General features: G+C 41.3%; 17 protein-coding genes and 1 pseudogene. 15 read left to right on the forward strand and 3 right to left on the reverse strand.

Annotated elements, in window-relative coordinates:
• The first annotated feature begins 4 nt into the window (after positions 1-4).
• From pglX to ACDZ28_RS11950, 5 genes and pseudogenes are all read left to right on the forward strand, one after another.
• Positions 5-3,544, forward strand: a complete 3,540-nt coding sequence (pglX, locus tag ACDZ28_RS11930; RefSeq protein ID WP_375104759.1) for a BREX-1 system adenine-specific DNA-methyltransferase PglX — start codon at positions 5-7, stop codon at positions 3,542-3,544.
• A 12-nt stretch (positions 3,545-3,556) separates the two neighbouring features.
• Positions 3,557-3,895 carry a DUF4357 domain-containing protein gene (locus ACDZ28_RS11935; protein WP_375104760.1) on the forward strand — a complete coding sequence of 113 codons (339 nt, stop codon included), beginning with the start codon at positions 3,557-3,559 and terminating at the stop codon, positions 3,893-3,895.
• Between the two features lie 14 nt (positions 3,896-3,909).
• A complete protein-coding gene (gene pglZ / locus ACDZ28_RS11940; protein ID WP_375104761.1) occupies positions 3,910-6,432 on the forward strand; it encodes a BREX-1 system phosphatase PglZ type A in 2,523 nt (840 codons plus the stop codon).
• A 12-nt stretch (positions 6,433-6,444) separates the two neighbouring features.
• Positions 6,445-8,505, forward strand: a complete 2,061-nt coding sequence (gene brxL, locus ACDZ28_RS11945) for a protease Lon-related BREX system protein BrxL (RefSeq protein WP_375104762.1) — start codon at positions 6,445-6,447, stop codon at positions 8,503-8,505.
• A gap of 103 nt (positions 8,506-8,608) precedes the next feature.
• Positions 8,609-9,727: pseudogene (locus ACDZ28_RS11950) on the forward strand (IS256 family transposase).
• Between the two features lie 411 nt (positions 9,728-10,138).
• Here the strand turns inward: ACDZ28_RS11950 and ACDZ28_RS11955 are convergent.
• Positions 10,139-10,384 carry a helix-turn-helix domain-containing protein gene (locus tag ACDZ28_RS11955; protein ID WP_375104763.1) on the reverse strand — a complete coding sequence of 82 codons (246 nt, stop codon included), beginning with the start codon at positions 10,382-10,384 and terminating at the stop codon, positions 10,139-10,141.
• Between the two features lie 151 nt (positions 10,385-10,535).
• Here ACDZ28_RS11955 and ACDZ28_RS11960 point away from each other — a divergent pair, with 151 nt between their 5' ends.
• The 6 genes from ACDZ28_RS11960 to ACDZ28_RS11985 all read left to right on the forward strand — a co-directional run bounded on the left by ACDZ28_RS11960 (position 10,536) and on the right by ACDZ28_RS11985 (position 18,499).
• A complete protein-coding gene (locus ACDZ28_RS11960; protein ID WP_375104764.1) occupies positions 10,536-11,033 on the forward strand; it encodes a hypothetical protein in 498 nt (165 codons plus the stop codon).
• A 248-nt stretch (positions 11,034-11,281) separates the two neighbouring features.
• Positions 11,282-11,968: a nuclease-related domain-containing protein gene (locus ACDZ28_RS11965; RefSeq protein ID WP_375104765.1), complete on the forward strand. Its 687-nt coding sequence runs from the start codon at positions 11,282-11,284 to the stop codon at positions 11,966-11,968.
• Between the two features lie 46 nt (positions 11,969-12,014).
• Positions 12,015-14,204 (forward strand): McrB family protein, encoded by a 2,190-nt coding sequence (locus ACDZ28_RS11970; protein ID WP_375104766.1) that lies wholly within the window; start codon positions 12,015-12,017, stop codon positions 14,202-14,204.
• Positions 14,176-16,590 (forward strand): DUF2357 domain-containing protein, encoded by a 2,415-nt coding sequence (locus tag ACDZ28_RS11975; protein WP_375104767.1) that lies wholly within the window; start codon positions 14,176-14,178, stop codon positions 16,588-16,590. Before ACDZ28_RS11970 ends, ACDZ28_RS11975 begins: the two co-directional genes overlap by 29 nt.
• Positions 16,591-17,067: 477 nt before the next feature.
• A complete protein-coding gene (locus ACDZ28_RS11980) occupies positions 17,068-17,646 on the forward strand; it encodes a sigma-70 family RNA polymerase sigma factor (protein ID WP_375104768.1) in 579 nt (192 codons plus the stop codon).
• Positions 17,639-18,499 (forward strand): hypothetical protein, encoded by an 861-nt coding sequence (locus ACDZ28_RS11985; RefSeq protein ID WP_375104769.1) that lies wholly within the window; start codon positions 17,639-17,641, stop codon positions 18,497-18,499. Before ACDZ28_RS11980 ends, ACDZ28_RS11985 begins: the two co-directional genes overlap by 8 nt.
• A gap of 76 nt (positions 18,500-18,575) precedes the next feature.
• Here the strand turns inward: ACDZ28_RS11985 and ACDZ28_RS11990 are convergent, their stop codons facing one another.
• Together ACDZ28_RS11990 and ACDZ28_RS11995 are read right to left on the reverse strand one after the other, a co-directional pair.
• Positions 18,576-19,115, reverse strand: a complete 540-nt coding sequence (locus ACDZ28_RS11990) for a helix-turn-helix transcriptional regulator (protein WP_341050338.1) — start codon at positions 19,113-19,115, stop codon at positions 18,576-18,578.
• Between the two features lie 46 nt (positions 19,116-19,161).
• Positions 19,162-20,349, reverse strand: coding sequence for a YhgE/Pip domain-containing protein (locus ACDZ28_RS11995; protein WP_375104770.1), 1,188 nt, complete (start codon positions 20,347-20,349; stop codon positions 19,162-19,164).
• 218 nt (positions 20,350-20,567) lie between these two features.
• Between ACDZ28_RS11995 and ACDZ28_RS12000 the strand changes: the two genes are divergently transcribed.
• The 4 genes from ACDZ28_RS12000 to ACDZ28_RS12015 all read left to right on the forward strand — a co-directional run bounded on the left by ACDZ28_RS12000 (position 20,568) and on the right by ACDZ28_RS12015 (position 25,991).
• Positions 20,568-21,689: an NAD(P)/FAD-dependent oxidoreductase gene (locus ACDZ28_RS12000; protein WP_375104771.1), complete on the forward strand. Its 1,122-nt coding sequence runs from the start codon at positions 20,568-20,570 to the stop codon at positions 21,687-21,689.
• Positions 21,690-21,847: 158 nt separating this feature from the next.
• Positions 21,848-23,014, forward strand: a complete 1,167-nt coding sequence (locus ACDZ28_RS12005; protein WP_341110409.1) for a DUF4317 domain-containing protein — start codon at positions 21,848-21,850, stop codon at positions 23,012-23,014.
• Between the two features lie 461 nt (positions 23,015-23,475).
• Positions 23,476-25,395: a hypothetical protein gene (locus ACDZ28_RS12010; protein ID WP_375104772.1), complete on the forward strand. Its 1,920-nt coding sequence runs from the start codon at positions 23,476-23,478 to the stop codon at positions 25,393-25,395.
• Positions 25,396-25,634: 239 nt separating this feature from the next.
• Positions 25,635-25,991 carry a hypothetical protein gene (locus tag ACDZ28_RS12015; RefSeq protein ID WP_339289205.1) on the forward strand — a complete coding sequence of 119 codons (357 nt, stop codon included), beginning with the start codon at positions 25,635-25,637 and terminating at the stop codon, positions 25,989-25,991.
• The last annotated feature ends 3 nt before the right edge of the window (positions 25,992-25,994 follow it).

Raw genomic sequence — 25,994 nt, forward strand, 5'->3', positions numbered from 1 at the left:
GAGAATGAACAAAATAGCGATTAAAAATTTTGCGATATGGGCTAGAAACAAGCTTATCGCAGATATCACCTATAAGGCAGGATTGTTGGGTATTACCGATAAAGAGATCAAAAGTCCCCTGCCGCAGTCTACAAGTGGTGTTCAATTTTTTGATATAGGTACAAGGGAGCCTTATTCGATTACTGGGATTGAGATCGAACAGCGGCGTAATCTTGCCGAAGTTATTGCGAATAAAACAGGGCAAACAGATTATCAGACTGCCCGTAATAGTGTCATTGAAGAAGTGGCCTATACCTGGTTTAACCGTCTTATTGCTGTACGCTTTATGGAAGTGAATGATTACCTTCCGTCCCGAAATAGAGCACTGTCTTCGGAAAGTCCCGCCAAGATCGAACCTGATTTGGTTACTTCCCCGTTTGATACGGAACTGGACTTTACACTGTCTGAAAAAGAGCATATCCTGCAATTGAAAAATGAAAATCAGTTGGATGCATTGTTTCGTATGCTTTTTATCAAACAATGCAATGCCCTGAACGCCGTTCTGCCGGAGCTGTTTGAGAAGACGAATGACTATACAGAACTATTGCTGAACGTATCCTTCACGGATAAGGATGGCGTGGTTTATCATCTGGTTCATGATATTTCAGAGGATGACTTCAATGTGGAGAAAGAAGGTCAGGTTGAGATCATTGGCTGGATGTATCAGTATTACAATACAGAGCCGAAGGATGAAACTTTTGCTTTGCTGAAGAAGAATGTCAAAATTACTAAAGAGCGTATTCCTGCGGCGACTCAATTGTTTACTCCAGACTGGATCGTGCGCTACATGGTGGAAAACAGTCTTGGCCGCTTATGGATTGAAGGTCATCCTAATGATGATCTGAAAGCAGACTGGAAGTATTATCTGGATGAAGCTGAGCAGGAAACCGAGGTTCAAATACAACTGGATGCCATCCGGGAAGAATATAAGAGTATCAAACCTGAGGATATCAAAGTGATTGACCCTTGTATGGGAAGTGGCCATATTCTTGTATATGCTTTCGATGTACTATTGCAGATATATGAAAGCTATGGTTACAGCCAGCGTGATGCTGCCAAGAGTATTGTTGAGAATAATTTATATGGACTGGACATTGACAATCGCGCTTACCAACTGGCCTATTTTGCGGTGATGATGAAAGCAAGACAATACAATCGCCGGATATTGAATGGTGAGACACGTTGCAATGTTTATGCAATTCAGGAGAGTAACGGGATAAACCGGGAGCAACTGAAGTATTTTGGTGTAGGTATGAATGACATGGAGCAAAACACTGCCCTGAGTCAGCTGGAGTATCTGCTGGATACTATGTATAATGCTGAAGAGTACGGTTCAATTTTGAATATAAAGAGCTTGAACTGGGAGCTTGTATACAAGTTTGTTGATAATCGAGAGCTTGAAGGTCAAGTTACGTCTGAAATGATTGGTCTGGATGATAATCAACGACAATTAAGACGGTTGGTGGAAATTGCAACTATATTGGCACAGAAATATGATGTTGTAGTAACTAATCCTCCATATATGGGTAGTAGCGGTACAGGGCCCATACTTTCGGAATTTATAAAAGAAACATATCCTGATAGTAAAGTGGATATGTTTGCTGTTTTTATGGAAAAATGTAAAAATTTAACTCGTGATAATCGCTTTCACGCCATGATTACTCAACACAGTTGGATGTTTTTGGGCAGTTATGAAAAACTAAGATGGAATATATCTAAACATGATATTGTAAGTTTATTGCATTTTGGTATAAAGGCGTTTGAAGAGATTGGAAACGATGTAGTGCAAACATGCGCGTTTGTGATCAGAAATTATAAAGTATCGGATTATGTTTCGACTTTTTTCAGATTAGTTGATTTTAAGGATGCAAAGCTGAAAGAACAAGCTTTTTTAAGGAAAGAAAACTGCAAGTATATCCAGTGTAAGTTATTTAATGATATTCCTGGATCTCCTATTGCGTATTGGGTATCTTCACCATTTATTGAAAACTTCAAGCGTGGTTTGAAAATTGATTCTTTGGGTGAGTTTACTGGATCACAAAATATTACCGGAAACAATGATAAGTATCTAAGATTCTTTTGGGAAGTTGATTCTAATAAAATTCAATCAAAGTACTGGGTATTCTATGCTAAAGGTGGAGATTATAGAAAATACTATGGCAACTTGGACATAGTTATTGATTGGTCGGCTCCTGCAAGACAGTTTTATCAAACAAATAAAACTTCGAATTTATTGAGTGAACATTTTTGGTTCAAAGAAGGTATAACATATTCCGCTGTTACTAGCCGTGGAACAGGATTTAGGTACCTTCCACCTGATTGTATTTTTGATAAGGGAGGACCATCAATTTCTATAAGTTCACACTCACTTGAGATTCTCGCCCTTCTAAATTCTAAAGTTGCTGAGTTATATTTTAATGTTTTTAACCCATCAATAAATTTACAAGTAAAGGATGTAAAGGCATTACCAATCTTGTTGCCTAAGGAGGATATTGTTACAAATCTTACAAGAGAAACCTTAAAGTTGGCTCGACATGATTGGGACTCTTTTGAAACGAGTTATGGTTTTGAAAAGCATCCGTTCCTTTCACAAAATACTATATATATAGAACAAGCATTTGATGGTTGGAAAAGGGATCAAGAGAATGATTCGAATATTATCTTTGCTAATGAACTAAAAGTAAATCAGGTTTTTGCAGAGTTATATAACTTACAAGAAATTAAACTGGATTTTGAAGATCGAGATATTCCAATTCGCAAAGCCGATCTTACCAGGGATGTTCGCTCCTTCATTTCCTATGCCGTAGGTTGTATATTTGGTCGCTACAGCCTTGATGTCGATGGGCTTACCTATGCTGGAGGTGAGTGGGTATTAAGTCAATATCGGACTTTTCTTCCTAACCAAGATAATGTGATTCCAATTACTGATGAAGAATATTTCGAAGATGATATTGTTGGAATATTCTGTACATTTCTCAGGAAATCTTTTGGCACAGAAAGTTTTGAAGAAAATTTAAATTTTATTGCAAAAGCTTTGGGGAATAAAGGGAATACATCTCGTAATGTTATTCGTAATTACTTTCTTAAAGAGTTCTTCAAGGACCACTGTAAAATTTTTCAGAAACGACCGATCTACTGGCTTTTTGACAGCGGTAAAGAAGATGGATTTAAGGCGTTGGTCTATATTCATCGGTACAGTGAGAATACCATCGGCAACCTGCGTATTGATTATCTCCATAGGATGCAACGAGTTTATGACAGTGAGATTTCCCGAATGCAGGAAACGATTGATAATAGTAGTAATGCTCGTGATGTGGCCTCTGCAACAAAGCGGAAAGAAAAACTGATTAAACAATTGAAAGAGACTAAAGAGTACGATGAGAAAATCGCCCATCTTGCCCTAGCTCGTATTTCTATTGATTTAGATGACGGCGTGAAATTCAATTATGAGAAGGTACAGACAGCAGTGGATGGCAAGAAACATGATATATTGGCAAAGATATAAAGGGAGAGGGAAATGGATAAATTGAAAATTGAACTTTACACTAAAGGACGCTCAAATCATTATTATGCAAAAGCTTTGTATGTAGATGGGAAAGTGATTGTTCTGGCTGGGAGCAAGATTGCTATTAACACAACTGAAAAAAAATTTTCTAAACTTGTTGCTGTAAATAGAAATGATAAACATGTTGTTGGTTCAGATATGATTCTGAAAAAAGATGTAGAGTTCACAAGCTCATCACTTGCTGCTCAATTTGTAACCAGTAATATCTCGAATGGATTAAGAGTATGGAGAACTAATGCAGGTCAAACATTGAAGAGCTATTTAAATGGAGAAAACGTCTATGACACTTAAAAGAGAGGTTAGCCATGTCGGAATTAAATTTAAATCAAATTAAAGACAAATTAAATGCTGAATTCAACGGGGATACCCGAAAACTTGTATTTTGGTATGATGTCAACGCAGAGTTTGTTGATGATGTTGAAACCTTGGAACTGACCCATGCCAAGCTCTACCGGTTGGAATCGGATAACCAGTTTTATACCAAATATTTCTTGGAGCGGTTGGATCGTACTACTAACTATTTAATCTATGCGCCGTTTCCTAAACCACCAGTCCAAGACAATCATCTGGCCGATATGATTAGGTATTCCAAAGAATTTTTTGCGGATCGTGCTTCTTTACTTACTCTAGATCTTGGGATTAAGGAGAAGTATAGACCCGTGATCCAGAAATACATCAAATTCTTTGGAGCCAAAGACAGAACACAGCGATTTTATGATTTGGAGATTGAGAATTTCACCAAAGATACAATTGAAATTGCTCTGATGAGCGTATTATGCAAGACGCGAACCGCTTCCTTTGAGGAAGTGGTTCGCGTTGTTCTGACTGATGCCAGTTTGGAAGAAAACGTGTTTCTTGCTGATTTTGATAAATATAACCTTCTTTCCGCCTTTTGGCGGTTTTGCGAAGAACAGTTTGGTTATGCCGATGTGAATCCAACGTTGGAGAAGTTGGTAATCACCTTATTTGTGACCTACACAGCACGTTATATTCATAGCGACCTCCCCAAAGCATGGCAAAACTATATCTCCTACAAGTCCGGCAACATTATTGCTTTTCTTGATAACCTGATGAATAACTTGCTCTACCGTAATCGATATAACGAGCTTTCTGAGTATGTGGCATCCCAAATAAATGCAACAGTAATCTTTGAAGACTACGCAACGGAAGCACTAGTGGATTGCGATACATTTGCGTTGATCGATCAGGTAATTATCCACTGGATCAATGCACGGTTATTGGCTGAAGATATCGGTGCGAAGCTGAAAGCGATGAGTATTCCTCTAATTTGCCAGACACGAAGCAAGATGCACTTCGGAGATACCTATAAGCTGCAATATCAGTTACTTGAACATGCCTACTCACTTATTCAGAACGTTGGCTATAGCTGCCCGGATGATTTCGAAGGCCTGGTTGATCAATATATTAATTCGGATTACTTAATGGACACCCATTATCGATATTTTTATTATTATTTCGATCGGATATCAGACAATACGGGTTTTGAAAATCTTCGTGATCTTGTGGAGAATATATATACGAATAACTATTTGGCCGAAGTGACCTCCAAATGGAATCAGGGATTGTTAAATGAAAATGCTCTCACAGTACTTCCGTTGCAACGTGAATTCTATTCCAAATACATTTATGAACGTAAGGAACGAGTCATAGTTATTGTGTCGGATGCCATGCGTTATGAAGTTGGACGATCTCTTTGGACGAAGTTGCAGGACGACAAGAAATGCTCTGCTACACTTGAATCCATGCTAGGTGTTCTTCCATCGTACACGAAGCTTGGTATGGCAGCGCTTCTTCCCCACAGAACCTTGACGTTGACAGATGATTATCGTGTTATGGCTGATGGGACAACGCGTGATGATCTGAAGCAGCGTGAAGCGTTACTTCAAAGCTATGTGCCGAATAGCCGTTGTATTCAATTTGATGACATTAAATTAATGAAGCGTGATGTTATTCGTCAGATGTTCGCCGGGATGGATGTTGTTTATGTCTATCATAACCAGATTGATGCCCGTGGTGATAAGCAGAATACAGAGAATGAAGTATTTGTAGCTTGTGAAGAGGCCATTGAAGAAATATTTACTTTAATCAAGAAACTTACGGAAGATGTAAGTGCTACACATTACGTAGTTACCGCAGATCATGGTTTTATTTATAAACGAGATAAGCTGCAAGAAAGCGATAAGATTGCGAATCTCTCTGAAAAGGGGTCCTATGTAAACCGTCGTTTCATAGTATCTGAACAAGCATTGCAGGAAGATGGGATTACTTCTGTTTTAATGAGCAAAATACTTGGAAATGAGGAATCCAAAATAGTATCTTTTCCTACCGGGTCCAGTGTATTCAAGGTGGCGGGAGGAGGGCAGAACTATGTCCATGGGGGTTCCTCTCCTCAAGAAATGATTATTCCGGTACTAGATGTTAAGACGGAGAAGGGACGCAAAGAAACCCGAACGGTCCAGATAACCATGGTTAGTACAGTTCAGAAAATTACCAATTTGATCGCTAATCTTGATTTTATTCAGACGGAACCTGTAACTGATGTAGTTAAGGGAACCAGTTATAGAATATTCTTTGTGTCAGAGGATAACGAGAAAATCTCTAACGACAATATTTATGTCGCTGACAAGAAACATAATGAGCCGCAAAAAAGAATGTTCCGTCTGCGCTTCAACTTCAAAAATAAACATTATGATAAGTCAAAACGTTATTACTTGGTGGCCTATGATGAAAAAAATGATTTAGAAATCCTTCGTTATCCTGTAGTTATGGATCTGGCCTTTTCGAATGACTTCGGATTCAATTTGTAGGGTGGTGAACACATGAGAGAGGATCGGCAGATGGGAGATAGCGAATTTGAACTGCTTGATAAGCTCAAGACATTCTTCTCCGGAAAAATCGTACGAAAAGACCTCACCAAAAATATTAAAGAGGGTGCAAATGTACCGGTCTATGTACTGGAATATCTATTAGGAATGTACTGTTCTTCTATGGATGAAGAGGAGATTGAGGCTGGAGTGGTGAACGTCAAGCAGATTCTGGCGGAGAATTATGTACGTCCAGATGAAGCACAGAAGATTATTTCCAAGCTTCGTGAGCGAGGCAGTTATACAGTCATCGACAAGATTTCCGTCAGGCTGAATTATAAAAATGACGTTTATGAGTCAGAGTTCTCCAATCTTGGGATCAAAAATGTACCGATCGCTGAAAAATATGTTTCTGATTTTGAACGTTTACTAGCTGGAGGTATCTGGTGCATTGTACAGATGGAGTATTTCTATGATGAAGCAGATAAAAATCATTGTCCGTTTATTATTCGTAAGCTGACTCCGATTCAAATGCCAAGCCTGGATATTGAAGAGGTTAGGGCTGCCAGAGCAAACTTCACCGATGATGAATGGATAGATCTTGTTCTGAGAAGCACTGGTATGGAGCCTTCACAGTTTGATAAGCGGGTAAAATGGCTACACTTAGCTCGACTGCTTCCTCTAATCGAAAATAACTATAATTTGTGTGAGCTTGGACCGAGAGGTACGGGGAAATCCCATATTTACAAAGAAATTAGTCCTAACAGTATTCTAATTTCCGGTGGTCAGACTACAGTTGCCAATCTGTTTTATAACATGGCTAACAAGACCGTTGGGTTAGTGGGCATGTGGGATTGTGTAGCATTTGATGAAGTTGCGGGTATCAAGTTCAAAGATCAGGATGGCGTACAGATCATGAAGGATTACATGGCTTCTGGCTCCTTTGCAAGAGGGAAGGAAGAAAAGAACGCTTATGCTTCAATGGTCTTTGTCGGTAATATTAATCAAAGTGTCGATGTAGTTTTGAAAACTTCACACCTGTTCGATCCATTTCCTGATGCAATAGCCAATGACACTGCTTTCCTGGACCGAATGCATTGCTACATCCCAGGTTGGGAGATTCCGAAGTATCATCCTGAATATTTCACTAATGGTTATGGTTTTATTACAGATTATTTCTCGGAAATTATGAGAGAACTGCGGAAGATCTCCTATGCAGATGCTTTTCAAAAATACTTCAAGTTTGGCAGTAACCTTAACCAGCGTGATGTAATTGCAGTAAAAAAAACGGTGTCAGGTCTAGTCAAGCTGCTCCATCCTGATGGTCGCTTCACCAAAGAGAATGTGGAAGAGATATTAAGGTTTGCATTAGAATTGAGACGCAGGGTAAAGGAACAGTTGAAAAAGATCGGCGGAATGGAGTTCTATGATGTGAACTTCTCATATATTGATAATGAAAGCTTTGAAGAAGAGTATGTGCCTGTACCGGAACAAGGTGGTGGTAAGTTGATCCCTGAAGGTATGTGCAAACCAGGACATATCTACACAGTATCTCATAGTAAATCTGGTATGATTGGTGTATATAAATTGGAAATGCAGATGACTACGGGGTCTGGTAGGTTTGAAAAAACAGGTCTAGGCTCTGATCGGGAAGCCAAAGAAGCAGTCGAAACGGCATATCGCTATCTGAAAGCTAATGGGAAAAATATAAGCGGTTCATTCAGCACAGCTACCAAGGATTATTTAGTTCATGTTCAGGATTTGAATGGGATTGGGATGACAAAATATCTAACTTTACCTGTTGTAGTAGCAATTTGTTCTATAGCAATGAGCAAACCTGCTCAAAGCAGTGTTGTGATATTAGGAGATTTAAGCATTGGTGGCACTATAATGAAAGTTGAGGAACTCGCGAATACTTTACAGGTATGCTTAGACAGTGGAGCAAAAAAGGTTTTGATTCCTATTACATCTGCAGTTGATCTTGCAACTGTTCCCTCTGAACTGATTGGATGTTTCAATATTATCTTTTATCAAAGTGCCGAGGACGCTGTTTTTAAGGCTCTTGGCGTTGAATAATACGAACAGCTAGAGTCTGTAAAATATATTGTGTAGACTCTCAAACCCATTAAAATGGAAGTAAGAGAAAGGTTGGGGAGAACAAATTTGGACAAAATAGCAACTGCGGGAGTTTATTAAGGAAAACAACTTAGTCAGCGCAAAGGATGCACAGAATACCTTAAAGGATTTATTAGCCGAGACGATTCAAGAGATGCTAGAAGCCGAAATGGATACCCATTTCGGCTATGGAAAGCATGAAGTGAAGGCGAAACTCACCCCAAACAGTCGCAATGGAAAGAGTCGCAAAACAGTAGTCAGTGAGTACGGTGAGCAGGAAATCGTTATCCCTCGAGATCGTTTGGGCCAGTTTGAGCCTTTGGTCGTCAAGAAGCATCAATCGAATGTAACGGGCATCGAGGAGCAGATTGTAGCGCTGTACGCCAAAGGGATCAGTACGAGGGATATCCAAGATCATCTACAGAATATGTACGGGTTTGAGGTCTCGCCTACACTCATTTCCAATGTCACCAACAAGATTGTTCCTCTCATTAAAGAGTGGCAGAATCGCCCTTTACAAGGAGTTTACGTCGTAGTCTAACTGGATGGAAACAAGGATGTACTGGGCATGTGGATCGGCGAGAACGAGTCCTCCAAGTTCTGGCTTAGCGTGCTGAATGAATTGAAGAATCGCGGGGTTCAGGACATCCTCATCACCTGTGTGGACAACCTGTCTGGGTTCTCTCAAGCGATTGCAACCTGCTACCCTCAAACGGAAATCTAGAAGTGTATTATTCACCAAATCCGCAGCTCCACACGGTACGTTTCGTACAAGGATCTGAAGAAGGTCACTGCCGATTTAAAGCCCATTTACAAGGCAGCTACAGAAGAAGGAGCCTTGCTTGAACTCGACCGTTTTGAAGAGATGTGGGGAGCCAACTATCTACTTATCCTCCGTTCCTGGCGGAATAATTGGGACGAGTTAGCTACCTTTTTCAAGTACCCACCTGAGATCCGAAAACTCATCTACACGACAAGCATGAATGAGAGTTACCACCGCCAGCTACGTAAAGTGACGGAGGGGAAGAGTATCTTCCCCACGGATGAGGCGCTGCTTAAAATGCTCTATCTCGCCACCGTCGATGTGACTCGGAAATGGACAGGTCGTATTCAAAACTGGGGGCAAATGATCCTTCAGTTTTCGGCATTTTTCCCAGATCGAGTCGGTCAACAATTGCGATGAATCGCGACTCCCCCTCGGGGGAATCACTGCTCAAAAGAGTTTACAAAAAATTATTGACAGACCCAAATTATATGCTAATTAAGTCTAATCAATACATAACTATAACTCCAAGAGGAAGAAAGAAGACGCTAAGTTATCACATTCAGAGCGTCTTTATTTTTGCCTGAAAAGCCACATCACTTCCCTAGAATGGCATGTTACCTGTTACACTCCATTAATTAAGAAAATATAATAACATACTTACTTGTCGTTAGAAGGGAATCTCATATACATTTTTTCCTGAATAAAAGCCAGTATGTTCAAGAGAGTAGCGGAGTAAATGTTTTCACAATCGGTACATTTCTTTTGTTTGTTTAACTGGGTTTAGAAATTTCCACAAAATAATTTACTTGCTCTTGTCTACTCCACTTGTTAGTTTTCCCCCAACAACTCCCCAACAGAAACATCCAGGGCTTTTGCAATGGCAACCACCTCATAATCCTGCACGAGCCTATGTTGACCTTCCAATCGAGATAAACTGGTTGGGCTGATGTCTAAACCGAAAGTTTGTAACTTGGCGAGGAAGTCTTTTTGCTTCATTCGCTTAGCTTTTCGAATAGCTATAACTCGGGTCCCGATGATGTTTTTGTCACCTGGGGGCTCTTTGCGATGTCTCATTGCCTTGTCACCTCACAATTTAACCAAATTGTATGCGAGGTAACGGTTGTTTTAATGCGAATATCGAATTAAAATAAAATAAACCGATAAACGCATTAAAATTTCTATACATCGTCTACGGACATAGCTTTTCCAGGAAGGTGGGGGTGCAATGCAACTTCTGATGCGCAAATATGAGGAGGAAAAGCGCAAGCTGAATGAACTCGGACAGCAATCACTGGAGCAGGGAATTCCGTTAAGCAGCAATGAAGCGGTTCAGGCCCAGAGTCGTAAGGTTGACGAACTCATTAATCGGATGTACCAAGAAAAAAACGGACATGCAGCGTCGTTTCGTTTGAGTTTCTATCTTGGAGGGGATATGGTGGGCTTTCCGGCATGGTTTTTACAGACGATTCAAGGTCGATTGGATGAGGTGACTGCACAGATTGAACATCAATCCGAGCCTAGATATGTTTTTGAAGAAGAGCGCAAAGCTTTTCAAGCGTTGTTTGACTCCATGGACATTGCACGTATGCCAGAGTTAGAGCACTGGGAGGATAAGCTTCAATCGAAGCAAGCCGTTCTTTATGAACGTCTATATCTTCAAGGACTAAAGGATGGCATGCAGCTTGCAAATGCCCTTACTGCCCCTTCAGTTCTCTCGGACTAAGACATGCCCTGTGGGTAGCGGAAAAGCACATAGGTATCGGAACCAAAGGGGATATACGCATATCTTATCTTCGGACTGTCAATGCGACAGTCTTCTTTTCTTTATATATATTTGGGATTTTTGTTTTTTTAGATGCTTTTCATCCAAAAAGAGGGCAGAGCTCCATTCATGATTTGAATAAAGGGATATCTTCCCATATTGTCGAATAACCATACATATTGTAAATCTATATCAGATGAGGTTTTGCTATGTTTAAAGCGCTATTGTCTATCTTTAAAAAATCCGACACTAAGCCACTACAGGCAGTGCGTAAAGCACAAACTCCAAAGTCGAAACCGAAGGTTGCTTCCACACGAATTGGAGAGTTAGGTGAGCATAAAATCAATATTCAACTCGACCAGTTACCTAAGGAGTGTAAATCGTTAAGCGATCTAATGCTCCCTAATCCCAATTCTCGAACAGGTTACACCCAGATTGATCATATCGTTATTTCCCCGTATTGCTTATTTGTCATTGAAACGAAAAATTACAATGGAGAAATTAAAGGTAGGCGAACGGATCAACAATGGTCAGTGAGCAATCGTTACAAGATGTATAATCCGCTGAAGCAAAACTATGGACATATTAAGGCCATCGAGAGCCTGATACAAGTTATAGCTGCAGTGAAATTTATCTCTATGGTTTCATTCACGATGAGATGTCGGTTCAGTATTGATCCGGATCTTCGGAAAATCCACTCGGACGAACTGGTTGTCTATGATGTGGAACTAAGTGAGTTTATCTCTAGGAAGCTGATCAGTTTAAAAACAGGAACTCCTGAACCTTCTATTTCTGCGGCGCAGGCCCAAACCATATACGATCATTTGGTTCAGGCTAATATCACAGATGCCGAAATTCGCAAGCTTCACGTACAGAGAATAAAGCAAAAAAACTAGAATTACCTGTAATTTACCTATCATTGTACTAAGGGAGTTAACATAAATGATCAAACAACTAAGAAGCTGGTGGAAGGATACAGAGATCTCTAACCTAATCGGTCGGAAAAAAGTGGACTTTTCCATCTTTCGTGACGGCACACATATTCCTGTTGAGTTTCATCCGGATTTTTTGGAAGCTAATCAAGGTCAACAGCCTAGTTTAGGTGATGGGCGAAAAGTTAAGCTGATCCATGAAGATCGGAACTATGAAGCCACATTATTTAAAATTGATCAAGTATCTGCTGGTCGGGAAGCCCTTCAACTCCGCTATAACGGAAATCAAACGTTAAAGAATTTGTTAATTGAAACCTTCTCGCATTCATATTCCTACATTATGCAAGAGAGAACGAACCAACAAGCAGATGATGCGAAGAGACCTCAGGTTGTTGTTCCTGAAGATCAAGCTGAATACATAGATTTCTTTGCCACAGGAGTTCCTTTCGAATACCGTTTAGAGTTTATAACATATAAGTCGAAGCCAAATGTTTGGTGGGTGAATCAGGGAGGTACCCTTAAGCAAGAGAAGGAAGAGGGGATTCTTTGGGCTCCACAGGTGAATCCACAAGGAAGAAAGATATATCATTGGGAGACGATGAAGGAAGTTAAACAAGGAGATATCATCCTCCATTATTCAAATAAAGCTATTCGTTATGTAAGCCAGGTAACAGATGCTGCGGTTGAAGCACCCAAGCCAGGCTCTATGGCCAATACGAACTGGCAAGAGGATGGTCGTTTGGTGCGAACGGAGTATGTGGAACTCATTCCGCCCATTATGCTACAACAGTTTAATCAGCAAATTATGCAAGTGAACTTAACCCAAGGTCCGCTTCATTCTGGAGGCGGAGTTAATCAAGGATATTTGTTTCGCTTTTCAAGACAAGGACTTCAAGTGCTTCAATCGCTAACTCCAGAGGTCACTTGGCCAGATTTTACCATTCTAGATCAAGATAAGGCTGCCTCCAATACGGAGAGCCCGCATGAGGTGATTCCTATTCTACCGCCATCAGATTCTAGTATTACAACATTGCTCCACCAAATCCAATCCCACATCCGCTGCAAAGGCTTCTTCTTCCCTGAGCACCTTATTGAAAACTTTTACCTCTCGTTAAAGACAAAGCCTTTTGTCATTCTGGCAGGCATATCGGGAACAGGGAAGACTCGGTTGGTGAAGCTGTTTGCTGAGGCTCTTGGTGCAACGGGGAATAACGGCCAGTTTACCTTGATCCCAGTGCGGCCAGATTGGAGTGATCCTGCGGATCTGCTGGGGTACAAGGATCTTTCGGGCAGGTTCAAACCGGGTCCGCTCACGGAAGTATTAGTAGAGGCGCGGAATCCGGAGAATCAGCATAAGCCTTATTTTATCTGCATGGATGAGATGAATCTCGCGCGGGTAGAGCATTATTTCAGTGACCTATTAAGTGTGCTGGAAACACAGGACTGGCAGGAGGGGAGGATCCAAACACAGGATCTCATATCTTCTACTATGCTGGAAGCGCCTGAGGATCAAGTGAAGTTTGGCAGCCTGGGTATCCCGGAGAATGTGTTCTTAATCGGGACTGTGAACATGGACGAAACGACACATCCTTTTAGCAAAAAGGTACTAGACCGAGCCAACACACTAGAATTCAATTACATCAATCTGCAACAGTATCCGGATTTGGGTGAGCAGGTAGAGAACAATGATAGTTCTGACGCCAGCAAACTAAATCATTTATTTCTTCGTTCTGATTATTTGCAGCTAGTGGATGCCTATGATACCAACAAAGAGCTTGTTGTACGGACGACAGAGAGATTGGTTAAGATCAATGCCTTGCTTGAGGATATCCACGCTCATGTAGGTTTTCGGGTACGGGATGCGATTTGCTTCTATATGATCTATAACGAACGGTACAAGCTGATGAGTGAGGAAGAAGCTTTTGACTGGCAACTGCTGCAAAAGATACTGCCGCGCATTCAAGGGAGCCATTCTTCGGTTCGTCGAGTATTATTGAAATTGATGAAAGGGGCTCTTGGTACCGGATCTGGTGTTACACTAGACATCCCAGCTCTTATGGATGATGCTACTCCGCTGTATATGAGATGGGCTGCTGGTCAAACTCCACCTACGGCCAAACATCCACAAAGTGCCCGTAAATTGGCTTTTATGCTTAGGAGGCTAGAGGAAGATGGATTCACCTCATACTGGCTCTCTTAATCAGACGGTAGAATTGCTCCGTGTAGAAACGGAGCTTTTTACGCTTTTTCTTCAAGGACGGCCTTATCATCCTACGGTAGAGACGTTGCAGCTTCATCGTTCTTCTAGTCAGGAATGGGTGAATGCGCAGCTTGGGCTTGTTTGCTCCGAACGGCTTGGTGGTGTTCAGATTAAAGTGTTTTCCCCTGAAGCCCACGGGATGGTGGACTGGCAGCCGGGGGAGTCTGTTTTTCCTTGTTTTTATGAGACACAATCGTATGAGCTGGTGATTCAGAAGAAGAGTGCTGCTAACCTCTCTTTTTATCATGAAAATGTGCTGCTTCGGCAGGCGATTAAGCCCCTAGGTGAGTCTATTCTTGCGGGTGTGCTGAACTTTGGGAATGAGGTCGGTTTGACGGAATGGGAGATCCGAAGTAATGGGAAGGCTTTGATGCGGGTAGAGATGGAGATTTTCCCCTCTAAAATGGATTACAAGCTAGATTACCAGAATATCCTGAATGAAGTGAATGAGCAGATTTATAATTTATCCTTTGATTTTTTGCGTAAAACCTACCAATTAACAGGCCTGCGGGAGACGCAGCACCAGAGTCTGACGGAGTTTTTTACCATACTACAGCATGTCTTTAGACAGCTCTTGGATGCCGTTGAGCGGATTAACAAGAATCCTAATTACGCTCTGCTCCAGGACCGCCGACTAGTGGATGCTAATCGGGTCAAAAAGGCAGGAAGAGAGAACATCCGCGAGCTTGCGAAGCATCCCGAACGATTAAGAGAAGACATGAACCATGGATTCTTGACCATCGGCAGCCGAAATTACACAGCCACACATTTAATGGAGACACGAAGACGTCTCGCCTATGATACTACTGAGAACCGGTTCATCCGCTGGATGCTGGAACGCATTCATGGAAAGCTGAAAGAGCTTAAGAATCGCTGGAAGACGAGAAACCGAACCCCAGATCCATTAATTATAAAAAAGTTAGACACCATGCTCACTCAGCTAGAGAGGGTGCTCAAGATGGATTTCTTGCGTGAGGCTGGTGTGCTGAAGCAGATGTCCGTTACGCTGGTGCTGCAGATGGCCCCTGGATACCGCGAAGTCTATCGCTGTTATCTCATGTTGCTTAAAGGCTTGTCTATCCAAGGCGATCTGTTGCGCCTATCTATGAAGGATGTTGCACAGCTCTATGAGTACTGGTGCTTCCTCAAGTTGAATCAGCTTCTGGGTCAGAAATATAAGCTTGTGAAGCAGGATATCATTAAGGTCAAACGGAATGGCATTTTTGTTACGCTTGACCGCTCGCAGAGTGCTAATATGGTGTACGAGAATCCAATGAACAAAGAGCAGTTCATCCTGCATTATAATACGATTCCTGGCTCGGATAAGACACCGACGCTCAATCAGCGTCCGGATAATGTACTGACACTCAAGAAGAAGGATGCTGGCAAAATCAAAGAGTATAAGTATGTTTTTGATGCAAAGTACCGGTTAAATCCTGCTTATGAGAGTACTTCCTATCATCAGAAATATGGACAACCTGGACCGGAAGAGGATGACATCAACACGATGCACCGCTACCGGGACGCCATTGTGTATCAGGAGAAAGGTTCGGGGGAATACGAACGAAGCATGTTCGGCGCCTATGTGTTATTTCCTTATCCGGATGAGGAGCGGTATAAGACCCACCAATTTTACAAAAGCATCGAGCTATTGAATATAGGCGCTTTGCCGTTCCTACCGAATTCTACAAGCCTGGTGGAGCAATTCTTGGATGAGATTATTCAGGATAGTCCGGAAAAGGCTTATGAACGATCTACTCGTCCACGCGGTACGAAAGAATACTATGCCAACCAACTTGCGGGCAAAAATATGCTTGTTGGTTCTGTCCGGGGACCCAAACAAGTGGAGGTGGCGCTGCAGAGATCTTTTTATCATATGCCGTTAAGGAATCTTGCAAACCAGAAGATACTAACGCAAATTGAATACGTAGCGATGTGCCAATCCCGCAAAAAATTTATTAATCCTGCAAAAACGGGCATTCATTGGGTAGGTAAAGTGGCTGATTGGGAGGTACTGCGGCGTAAGGAGATTAAGGAGGTTCCTTGTCGTCCAGGTACTGAAGAGGATCTTTATGTACGATTTACGGTTGAGGAATGGAAAGCAATTACGTCTCCTATCATGCTAGGTGGTCAAAGAATACAAACGGTGCTCTATACGAGTAAATATATTCTGGATCGCGCCTTAGAGATTGCGGAGCTTCGCTTAGAAACGGAGGAAGATCTTCGTGAATGGCGTGAGAAACGCCGAAAGGGCAGAGTGAAGGTGAAGGTCGATCATGAGCAGTTTGTGGATTTAGGAAAGGTTGTGGAAGTTCGGAATATTTAAAGTTAGTGAAAATGAAGTAAGGTTATTGTCCTGCCATTTATCAAGCATCCCGCTGGATAATGGCAGGATTTTTAAATTGGGCAAATACAAAACAACCTGTTAATAGACAATACTTGGAATGAGCATGTTATGATAACAGTTATATAGAAAGAGATCACCTAGAAAAGCTTATGGATGCACTGGATGTACAAGTGTTTTGTATAGATTCTGAAAGTCTTGAAGTACATAACTATGAAATCATTGAATTATAGCGCTGAGCTTTTCCCCTTCTCTCCCACACAAATATCCACCCCGCAACTCAAGTATCGCCGCTTTTACGGATTGTGATCTTTCACCCTTTTCCCACCATCCCACAATTATCAAAACATTTGTTAATGGTTTGGGCTTTTCTACGTATTAACTTATGTAAGTTTCTTCACAACAAATTGCGCAATTTGTTTAGCTTTTCGATGAAGGTGAGGTGGAAGGAGGGTGAAGATGGAAGTTATCCAGGGTACTGCGGACCGTTACAAGAATATCGAAAGATCACGTGGTGCCATGATGTCAAAAGAGGAATTTACCCGGATGTACGATACGTACTACAAACGTGTTTACAAATATATTAGTTATCGTATTAATAACCACCACGTGTCAGAGGACATTTGCAGTCAGGTGTTTGAGACGGTGATGTGTAAGTATTATAGCTTTTCAGAAGAAAAATCGAATTTTGAGGTTTGGCTGTTTGCCATTGTAAGGAACGCTGTGACGGATTACTTCCGGGGGCAGAAGAAAAGAAGCTACACCTCACTAGATTCTTTGCTGGAGCTCATATTTCCCAAGCCGTCTTCGGAGGAACTGGCGATTCGTGAGGATAATAATCAAGCACTGTTCAAGGCGCTCTCCAAGCTACGTGAGAAGGAACGTAATATCATTGCAATGAAATATGGGGCTGGGCTGAAAAATTCCGAAGTCGCACAGATCATGGGCGTCAGTGAGTCCAATATTGGTGTCGTATTGCATAGAAGTCTGAAGAAACTGCATATTTCCTTAAAAGCAGGAGGATTCAACCATGAATAAGAAAAATGATGATCTCACAAAATTCAGCAAAACCATAGAACTGCTTGAGAATGTCGAACAGGATAACACTGCCGCCAAGGAAAGAATTTATAACCGTTTAGTATACAAGCTGGACCATGGAGCTCTTGAACTCAAATCAGAGAAAAAGGACGGGATAACGATGAAAAAAAGCAGCTGGAGAAATGCAATAGTGATAGGTAGTGCAGTAATTTGTCTAGGTGGAGCATTCTCTGCAACCTCCTATGCACAGGATATGTTCCAATCGATCATGGCAAAGTTTGAAGTAGGAAATCTCGAAATCACGCAATACGATAAGGAAATCCCTTCGGCTGGACAGTCAATGACTCCATCTGAAGAGACTAAAGGCGGGGAGAATGTTGCCATTGAATTGCCGGTTGCAGCCAAGTTGAGCCTGGATGAAGCACGTGCGGAGCTTGGAATGAACTTCCCGGCACCAACCTGGATGGCAGACTATGAGTTTGTGAATGTTGTTCTTCAGGGGACCAGCATGGTTGAAGTGCAGTATAACTCCGGAGATAAAGCTGTCAATTTTCTAATCTCCAAGGGTGGAGACAACGGGATCAGCACTACGGAAGAAGTGAAAACAGAAGTAATCAACGGAACTAAGGTTTATTTTGCAAATGGAATTGTGATTTGGGAAAAAGATGGCTTTACCGTTGAACTTTACGCTCAAGAAGACTTTGACCAAGCTACTCTTGGGAAGATCATCGACAGTTTTAGCATCGGTGCTCCTGTGAAGTCCTTAGGGACTGAAGAAGTGAAAGAGAATTTGCAGAAGAATGAAGGGGTAGTTGCAGCTCCAGCTTCGGTTCCGGTTGTAGATTCAAAATAAGATGCTCTACTAAGGGTAGCGATGCCCATAGATACACATAAAGAAGACGCGAGGGGGATTTCCCTGAGCGTCTTCTTTATATCGTTTTCGTTTTCAGCTTTTCTAAAAGAACCTTCCACCAGTGAATAGATTGCTCTAGTTGAGAAGCGTAGTAGCTTTCCATGAAATCTACGACTTCACGAGAGGAGCTTTTCACATCTATTTGATGGTAAATTTGATTTAAATGATCTTTTTTTATCAGTGACTGTTCAATTTTCTTCTCGATAATCGGGATCACTTTGTCAGTCTCTACAAAACGAAGATTCACAAGAGCGACAATCATATCTGAAATAGATTCTGCATTTTCTATTACCTGATAAATTTTGAGCGGGAGCTGCTTGCGCCCTTTATCAGTAATGGAAAACACCTGTTTGTCTGGGCGATGTTCTTCTTTGATAATCTCTACCTGTTCAACTAAGCCCTGTTTCGAAAGAGATTCAAAGTGATAATATAGTTTGCTTTCAGATAGATTGAGCAATTTATCAAAAGGAATAGGGGTGGATAGTTCTTTTTTTAATTTATAAGGATAATTATTTTCATCCATTAACTTACTTAAGATATAAATTTGAATTGACATCACAGAACCCACTCCTAATTGTTGGCTAAACTCTATCTTACCAAACCTAGGCGGTTATTTCAGCTGTATTTTTAATTTCAACGGGCAGTATAGCTTCTTTAGTCAGAGGTACAGGTTTATGAACAAACCGGACGATTACAATGTTAATCATCATAGCCCCGGCAAATACGCCTGCTAATCCCCATAAGAAGGGTGCTGGACTGATTGAACCAAACATTTGTGCCAAATAAGCTTGTACAGAATAATACATCGGTGTGATGCGGCCGAACCAATCGTATGGTGTGTACATCATATCACGAGGCATGGTAGCACCATTGGCGATGGTTTGCATGAGCAGGATTGGAATATTTAAGATCATACCGCCTTCGCCAACTAGGAAGACCATAATCGCACACACATTAAATGCAGCCATATACATTAGAATTTGCTGAGCAGCAACTGGTAATAGTAAGGATAGGTCGACATCTGCAATAGAAAATGCAATGGCTAAAGCGGCGACTGTCGATAATACAGCGATTAATAAAGCTGTGAATTGAACGAACATAAACAGTTTCGTCTTGCTTGCTTTCCCGCGGTTCGCTTTAAATGAAGCAACCAATTGCATGGAGGCAATCATTGCCCCAACATAACCAGCCATAGTTAAGAACATCGGTAACATGTTGTTGTGCATACCGTTCGGAACGTCATTGATGACAACATAATTTCCGACATAACTATTTTCAATTTGTGCAGCCATTGCGGTGGCTTGTTCTTCTGGTACGTTAAAGTTCATTAACACACCTTTTGCGGTTTGCTCTGAGAAGTTGGCACTTAATTGTTTGTTAATCTCTCCTACAACGGAAGACATCGCTGAAGATACCATGGTGGCAGAAGCCTCGTTGACTGTGAAATCAATACTTGCGGATACCTTACCGCTTTGAACGTTGGCGGAGAATTCTTCTGGAATATGGACAACTAGAGCTAACTTATTATGCTCTAATTCATCCGTTGCCTTTTTATTCGATATATCGGTTTTTATCGTTTTGAATGGTAAGCTCTCCGATAACTGACCCGAAATCTGAGCCCCGTATTGACCTGCATCATCATTGATGATAGCAACTTTTAGATCATCCATGTTCCCTGGAAGTGCTGTATACCCTGGTAAGAAAATACCAAGCATAGCAATGGCATAGAACACACCCATAAAAATAGAACCGATTGCCCCTTTGGACTTCAAAAACTGTGAAAACTTCAACTGTATACCTTCTTTCTTCTGAATAACACTTTTATTCTAGTACTTCAATTAAAGTACTTTTAACTGAGTGAGGTTTATAGTACGATAATTCATTAGAAATGTCAAATTTAAGATACAATGGGTAAGTAGTAAATGAATTATCATTCTTGTTGTTACATTGATACATAGTAGATGTGTTAATGTATTGATTAAAAGTGATAACTGAAAGGATTTCAGACATGAAAAAGGTTATTGTAATTGGTGCAGGGATATTAGGGGCTTCAGCGGCCTATCAGATCAGTAAGTTAGGTGCTGAGGTCATCATTATAGATCGTAAAGATGTTGGACAAGCAACGGATGCAGCAGCAGGGATTATTTGTCCATGGTTGTCTCAACGTAGAAACAAAGCATGGTATCGTCTTGCTAAAGCGGGAGCAAGCTTTTATCCAGCACTTATTCAAGAGCTTCAAGAGGCTGGAGAAACCGAGACTGGATACGCAAAAGTAGGAGCGATCTGTATTCATGATGATTTGAAAAAATTACTCGCGATGAAAGAAAGAGCGGAACTGCGCAGAGAGGACGCCCCTGAAATAGGGGAACTTACGATGCTGACGGATCTTGAAGCGCAAGAGAAGTTTCCATTATTATCGGAAGGCTATCATGCGCTTCATGTATCGGGTGCAGCAAGAGTGGACGGACGTGAATTACGTGATGCTTTGCTAAGAGCGGCACAGCGTAACGGTGCGCAAATGATTGAAGGAGATGCTATTTTAGAGCATGATGATCATGAAATTAAAGGGGTTAGTGTAGGAGAACAGACATTCACAGCGGATGAAGTGATTGTGTGTGCAGGGGCTTGGTCCAACGCTTTGCTTCATCCGCTTGGGATTATGCTCCAAGTACGTTATCAAAAAGCTCAAATTATGCACTTGAAGCTTGCTCAAGGGACAAATACAGAGCAATGGCCTGTGGTAATGCCGCCTACGGATCAATATATCCTTGCATTTGCGGATCAAAATATCGTGGCAGGTGCTACTCATGAAAATGATGTAGTAGGTTATGATACGGCTGTAACCGCAGGTGGCATGCAAGAGATTTTAAATAAAGGGCTTCAAACGGCTTCTGGTCTTGCAGATTGCAGCCTAAAGGAGATAAGAGTAGGGTTCCGTCCATTTACAGCAGATTTTCTTCCCGTGTTAGGCAGGGTTCAAGGCTGGAATAAACTAATTGTTGCTAATGGACTAGGGTCATCCGGATTAACGATGGGACCCTTTCTTGGTGAGCAGCTGGCCAAGCTAGCCATGAATCAACAGGTAGATATTCCCCTTGAAGACTATGCATTAGAGCATGCGATAAATTGATTAGAACGAGCACGTATGGAGGGGAAGTCCAAACATTCACCGCAGTCACGCACTTACCTTAATAGAGCAATCTTAAGTTCAACTAATATAGCGAAGGTTTTTTTTATCCTTTATACTGAAAAGACCAATTTATCTTCCTAGGAGTTGTCTAACGAACCATGATAAAGAAAGAAGTCGCGCATATACGCAAGCAATTTAAGCTGGATCATGATTTAATGAATATTTACGATATTCTCAACGTGTATATTATGAAGGAAAGCAACGAGATCTATCATTGGGAGCGCCTGCCATTTGGAATGGTGGACAGAGAAAAGCAGGAGCTGTATATGGGCAATTTCAAAAAACTGCTGACAGGCGAGTTAGATCAGAAACTGTTCGAGTTGAAGTTTCAGGCGGAAGCGGAGGAACCAGCGCAGGTGATGCTTCACCAAGCTTTGGTGACAGGGGATCCAGATGAATGGCAGGACCTGATGCTGCTGCTCGTGGACAGAATGATGGCGGATACTCATTATGAACGCGATACGGTGATCACCTTCGTTCGTGGACAGTATTATCGCCCGACTAAAGATAGAAACGATGAAGCCGAGGAAAGTGAGAAAAACGAACTATTCGCGCATCCGTTTATTCTATGCAGCGTGAATTCCACGGAGAAGCAGCGGAAAGCTCTCTTATTTGATTATGTGGAGCGGGAATTCAAGTACAATGTCATTGTAGATCCGATCGTCAAGCTAAGTACACCGGAGCAGGGCTTCTTTTACCCGAGTGTGACGGACAATTATTCCGATGTGAACCGCATTCTGTATTGTACAGGTAAATCGAACTTCCCGGATCCGCATTTCGTCGGAGAGGTCTTGAATGCCGAAAGATCCATGACGGCACTGGAAGAGAGAGCGATATTCGAAGACATCGTGAAGGAAGTGGCGGGCGAACAGCTTGACGCAACCACCCTCGCACAGGTGTACGAGGAGATCCATCAGGTCATCGAAACCAACGACGATAAGGAAGAACCTCCAAAGCTCGATTATAGAGATCTGGAACGCGTACTGACGGTAAGCGGCGTAGAGAACGTGACAACGGAAAAAGTGGAACGGGCGTTTGAAACGATCGTTGACGATAAGCATTATGAGATGAAGGCAAGTAGCGTGATGCCGAAATTCACTACCAAATCGATAAAGATCGAAACAAAAGTAGCTACAATTTCGGTCAGTCCGCAGGATTTAAAATATGTGAAACAGGTAAATCATCATGGGAGACGTTGTATCTTGATTGAGGTCGACGAAGATGCCGTGATCGAAGGATTTACACTTACTACAGAGACGCTTTAGACTCTTTTAACAGCGGGCTATCCTTAAAGTCTTTGATCAGACTTGGGATAGCCCTTTTTGTATTTGGATCAATTACGGTGCTTAAAGATATAGTTGATATATTCTTTTGCGCTAGTATTAATTTCTTCATCACTGGTATGGAGCTGTAGCCTTGAAATAGGTTGCGCATCGTTTGGATCAAACTGATTTACAGAATTGTTATCAAACTATTAAAAAAAGTAGGGTTGTTCAAATCCCTTGGTAGAGCCAATGAAAGTGTTCCTAGTAATTTTGTAACCGCTCTCCTAAAAATGAGTTGGCATTATTTAGCACCTGATATTCCTCTGAATTGGATATTTTATTTATATATTGTTTTATTTCAATAGGATAATGTTACCTCACCGTAACACTGTCCTAGGTTGCTAGGAATATAATAAGTCTGTATTCGACACCAACCTTTATAAACCATCGGAGGAAACACAATGAAAATTAAGAAAACATTATCCGTTGCATTATGTGTAGCAGCTGTCGCATCTTTCTCATCTCAAGCAATGGCAAATCCTGTCGCAACGCCAACAAGCGCAACAGTAGCGCCATCTGTTAATCAAGTAGGACAAAAGTTTACACTAGCTGGTGTCCAAACAAATGCAAACACAGTATTGATTGCAACACAAACTACGGATATTAATTTGGATGGAGTTAAAGATACGTTATATCTCATCGGCGACAAAAATGAATCTCCTGATTTCGACAACATTAATCTCATCGTTGTAAACGGCAAAACAAACAAAGTGTTAAACGCAGGGATTAAAGACTTCGGTGGTTTGAACGCGAAAATCAGCTATGTGAGTGATTTCAATAATGACCATGCACTTGATGTGATGATTACTGCGTACTCCGGTGGCAACCAAGGTTCTACCAATGCTAGAATCGTAACTTTTAAGAATGATACCCCTTCTATTATTCTGGGCGGGGATTTGAAGGTGAAGGGCGAACGGGCACTATTCAGAACATTAGAAGCGGTTGATGTGGAAAATGATGGCGTGAACGAGCTGCTTGGAATCAGAATCCTCCATGGCGAAGCTACTTCAGTGGTAACAGGCTATGAAAAAGTATGGTTCGCATACAAAAATGGCGAATTCGCAGCTACCAAAAGTGAAACTACCAAAGAAGATCCATTCAAGCAACCTGCACTTGGTGAACTGACTGTTGGACAACCTTTCGCATTGCAAGGTGTTAAAACAACAGATAAATCGGTTCTTATCCGTAAACAAGTCAACGATGTAAACAAAGACGGTGTTAATGATAAAATCTATCTGATCGGTGACAAAGCTGATGAGCTTGGTTATGTAACCAACATCAACCTGGTGGTTGTGGATGGCAAAACAAACACAGTGAAGGATGCAAAAATCAGTGGTTTCGATGGCTTTAAGCCAGAAATTCAATGGATTGGTGATTTCAACGGCGACAAAGCAAATGATGTCATGTTTACAGCATTCTCCGGTGGTAACAACGGTACGACCGATGCTTACATATTGTCTTTCGCAGGTGATAAGGTACAGCCACTTTTGAGTGTAAAGCCTGTTGTGGATGGTAAAACAGCATTTTTCAACACTTTAGAGCAAGTGGATCTTAATAAAGATGGTGTATATGATTTGGTAGGGACTAGAAAAATTCGCGGTAACGCTGAAGCCATCGTTCTAGGCGAGGAAAAAACAACCTTCACCTTCAAAGATGGTGCCTTCAAGGTTGTGGATACAGAAACCATTAAATCCGATAGCAAGCCAGTGACTACACCAGCTACAACTACAACAAGTGAATACACCGTTGGCAAACGCTTTGAGCTTAAGGGAATTCCAACGACAGCAAAAACAATTTTGCTAGCGAAACAAACAATGGATGTAACAGGTAATGGCGTTTCAGATAACGTATTACTGATTGGTAACAAGGATGCCACAAATGGTGGCTTGGTTACAGATATCAACATCGTCGTACTCGAAGGTAAAACTAAAAAAGTGATTAACAGTAATATCAAAGGCTTCGAGGGTTACCAACCAAAAATCAACTTCATTGGAGATTTTAACGGAGATAAATCTAAAGATGTCATGATTACTGTATACTCTGGTGGTAACAGCGGCAGCACCAATGCTTACGTAGTATCCTTCAAAGACAGTAGTGTTAAAGTTCTTCTTAACGAGTACGTGAAAGTGAATGGCAAACGTTCGCTCTACAATACAATGAGGGCTTCTGATGTAGACAAAAACGGAGTCTATGAAATTGTTGCAACAAAAATGATTCACGGTGGAGCTACTTCCGTAGTAAAAGGCGAAGAAACCTCTGTTCTTGCTTACAAAAATGGAGCATTTCAAGTTAAATCGACGACTGTGAAGAAATCTAAATAATCTTATAGCAAAAACTAACAATGAGAGAGTTTCCAGATAACCATAAATAAGTGGTTACTGAGGGACTCTTTTTTGTGTTTTTAGTTGGATTAACTTATGTACCTGGTGAGGACGTCTAAAACTAAACTCTCCCTTGCACAATAAGTCTACTTAAGCGATTCAAGGCGTGGGATTGGGATGAAGCATCCGTTATACAACGTCTAGAGACCAAAGGAGAAATAGAATTCGCCTATAACTGTATGAAAAAAGAATATGATACATTCGATAAGATTTCGGTCAGCACAGGATCGATTATTTTCGAGGATTCTTTAACGTTGGATTTAGGGGGCATCACTTGCCAAATTCTCAAGGTAGGAGGGCCGCATGAAGCAGACTCTTGTGTTGTATATGTTAAAGAAGCAGAGGTTTTATTTGCAGGTGATGCACATAGTGGAGATTATTATCATGGAGAAGGTAAGATTGATCCCATAAAAATGAAGGAATATGTTGAGTTTTTAACAACTCTTTCATTTACTACGTATATCCCAGGACACGACGCCCCTATGAGCAAAGAGCAAATCATACATGTGCTAAGTAGATTTTGTGAAGTGAAGTAAACA

The organism is Paenibacillus sp. RS8, assembly GCF_041956825.1.
Lineage (GTDB): Bacteria > Bacillota > Bacilli > Paenibacillales > Paenibacillaceae > Paenibacillus_AQ.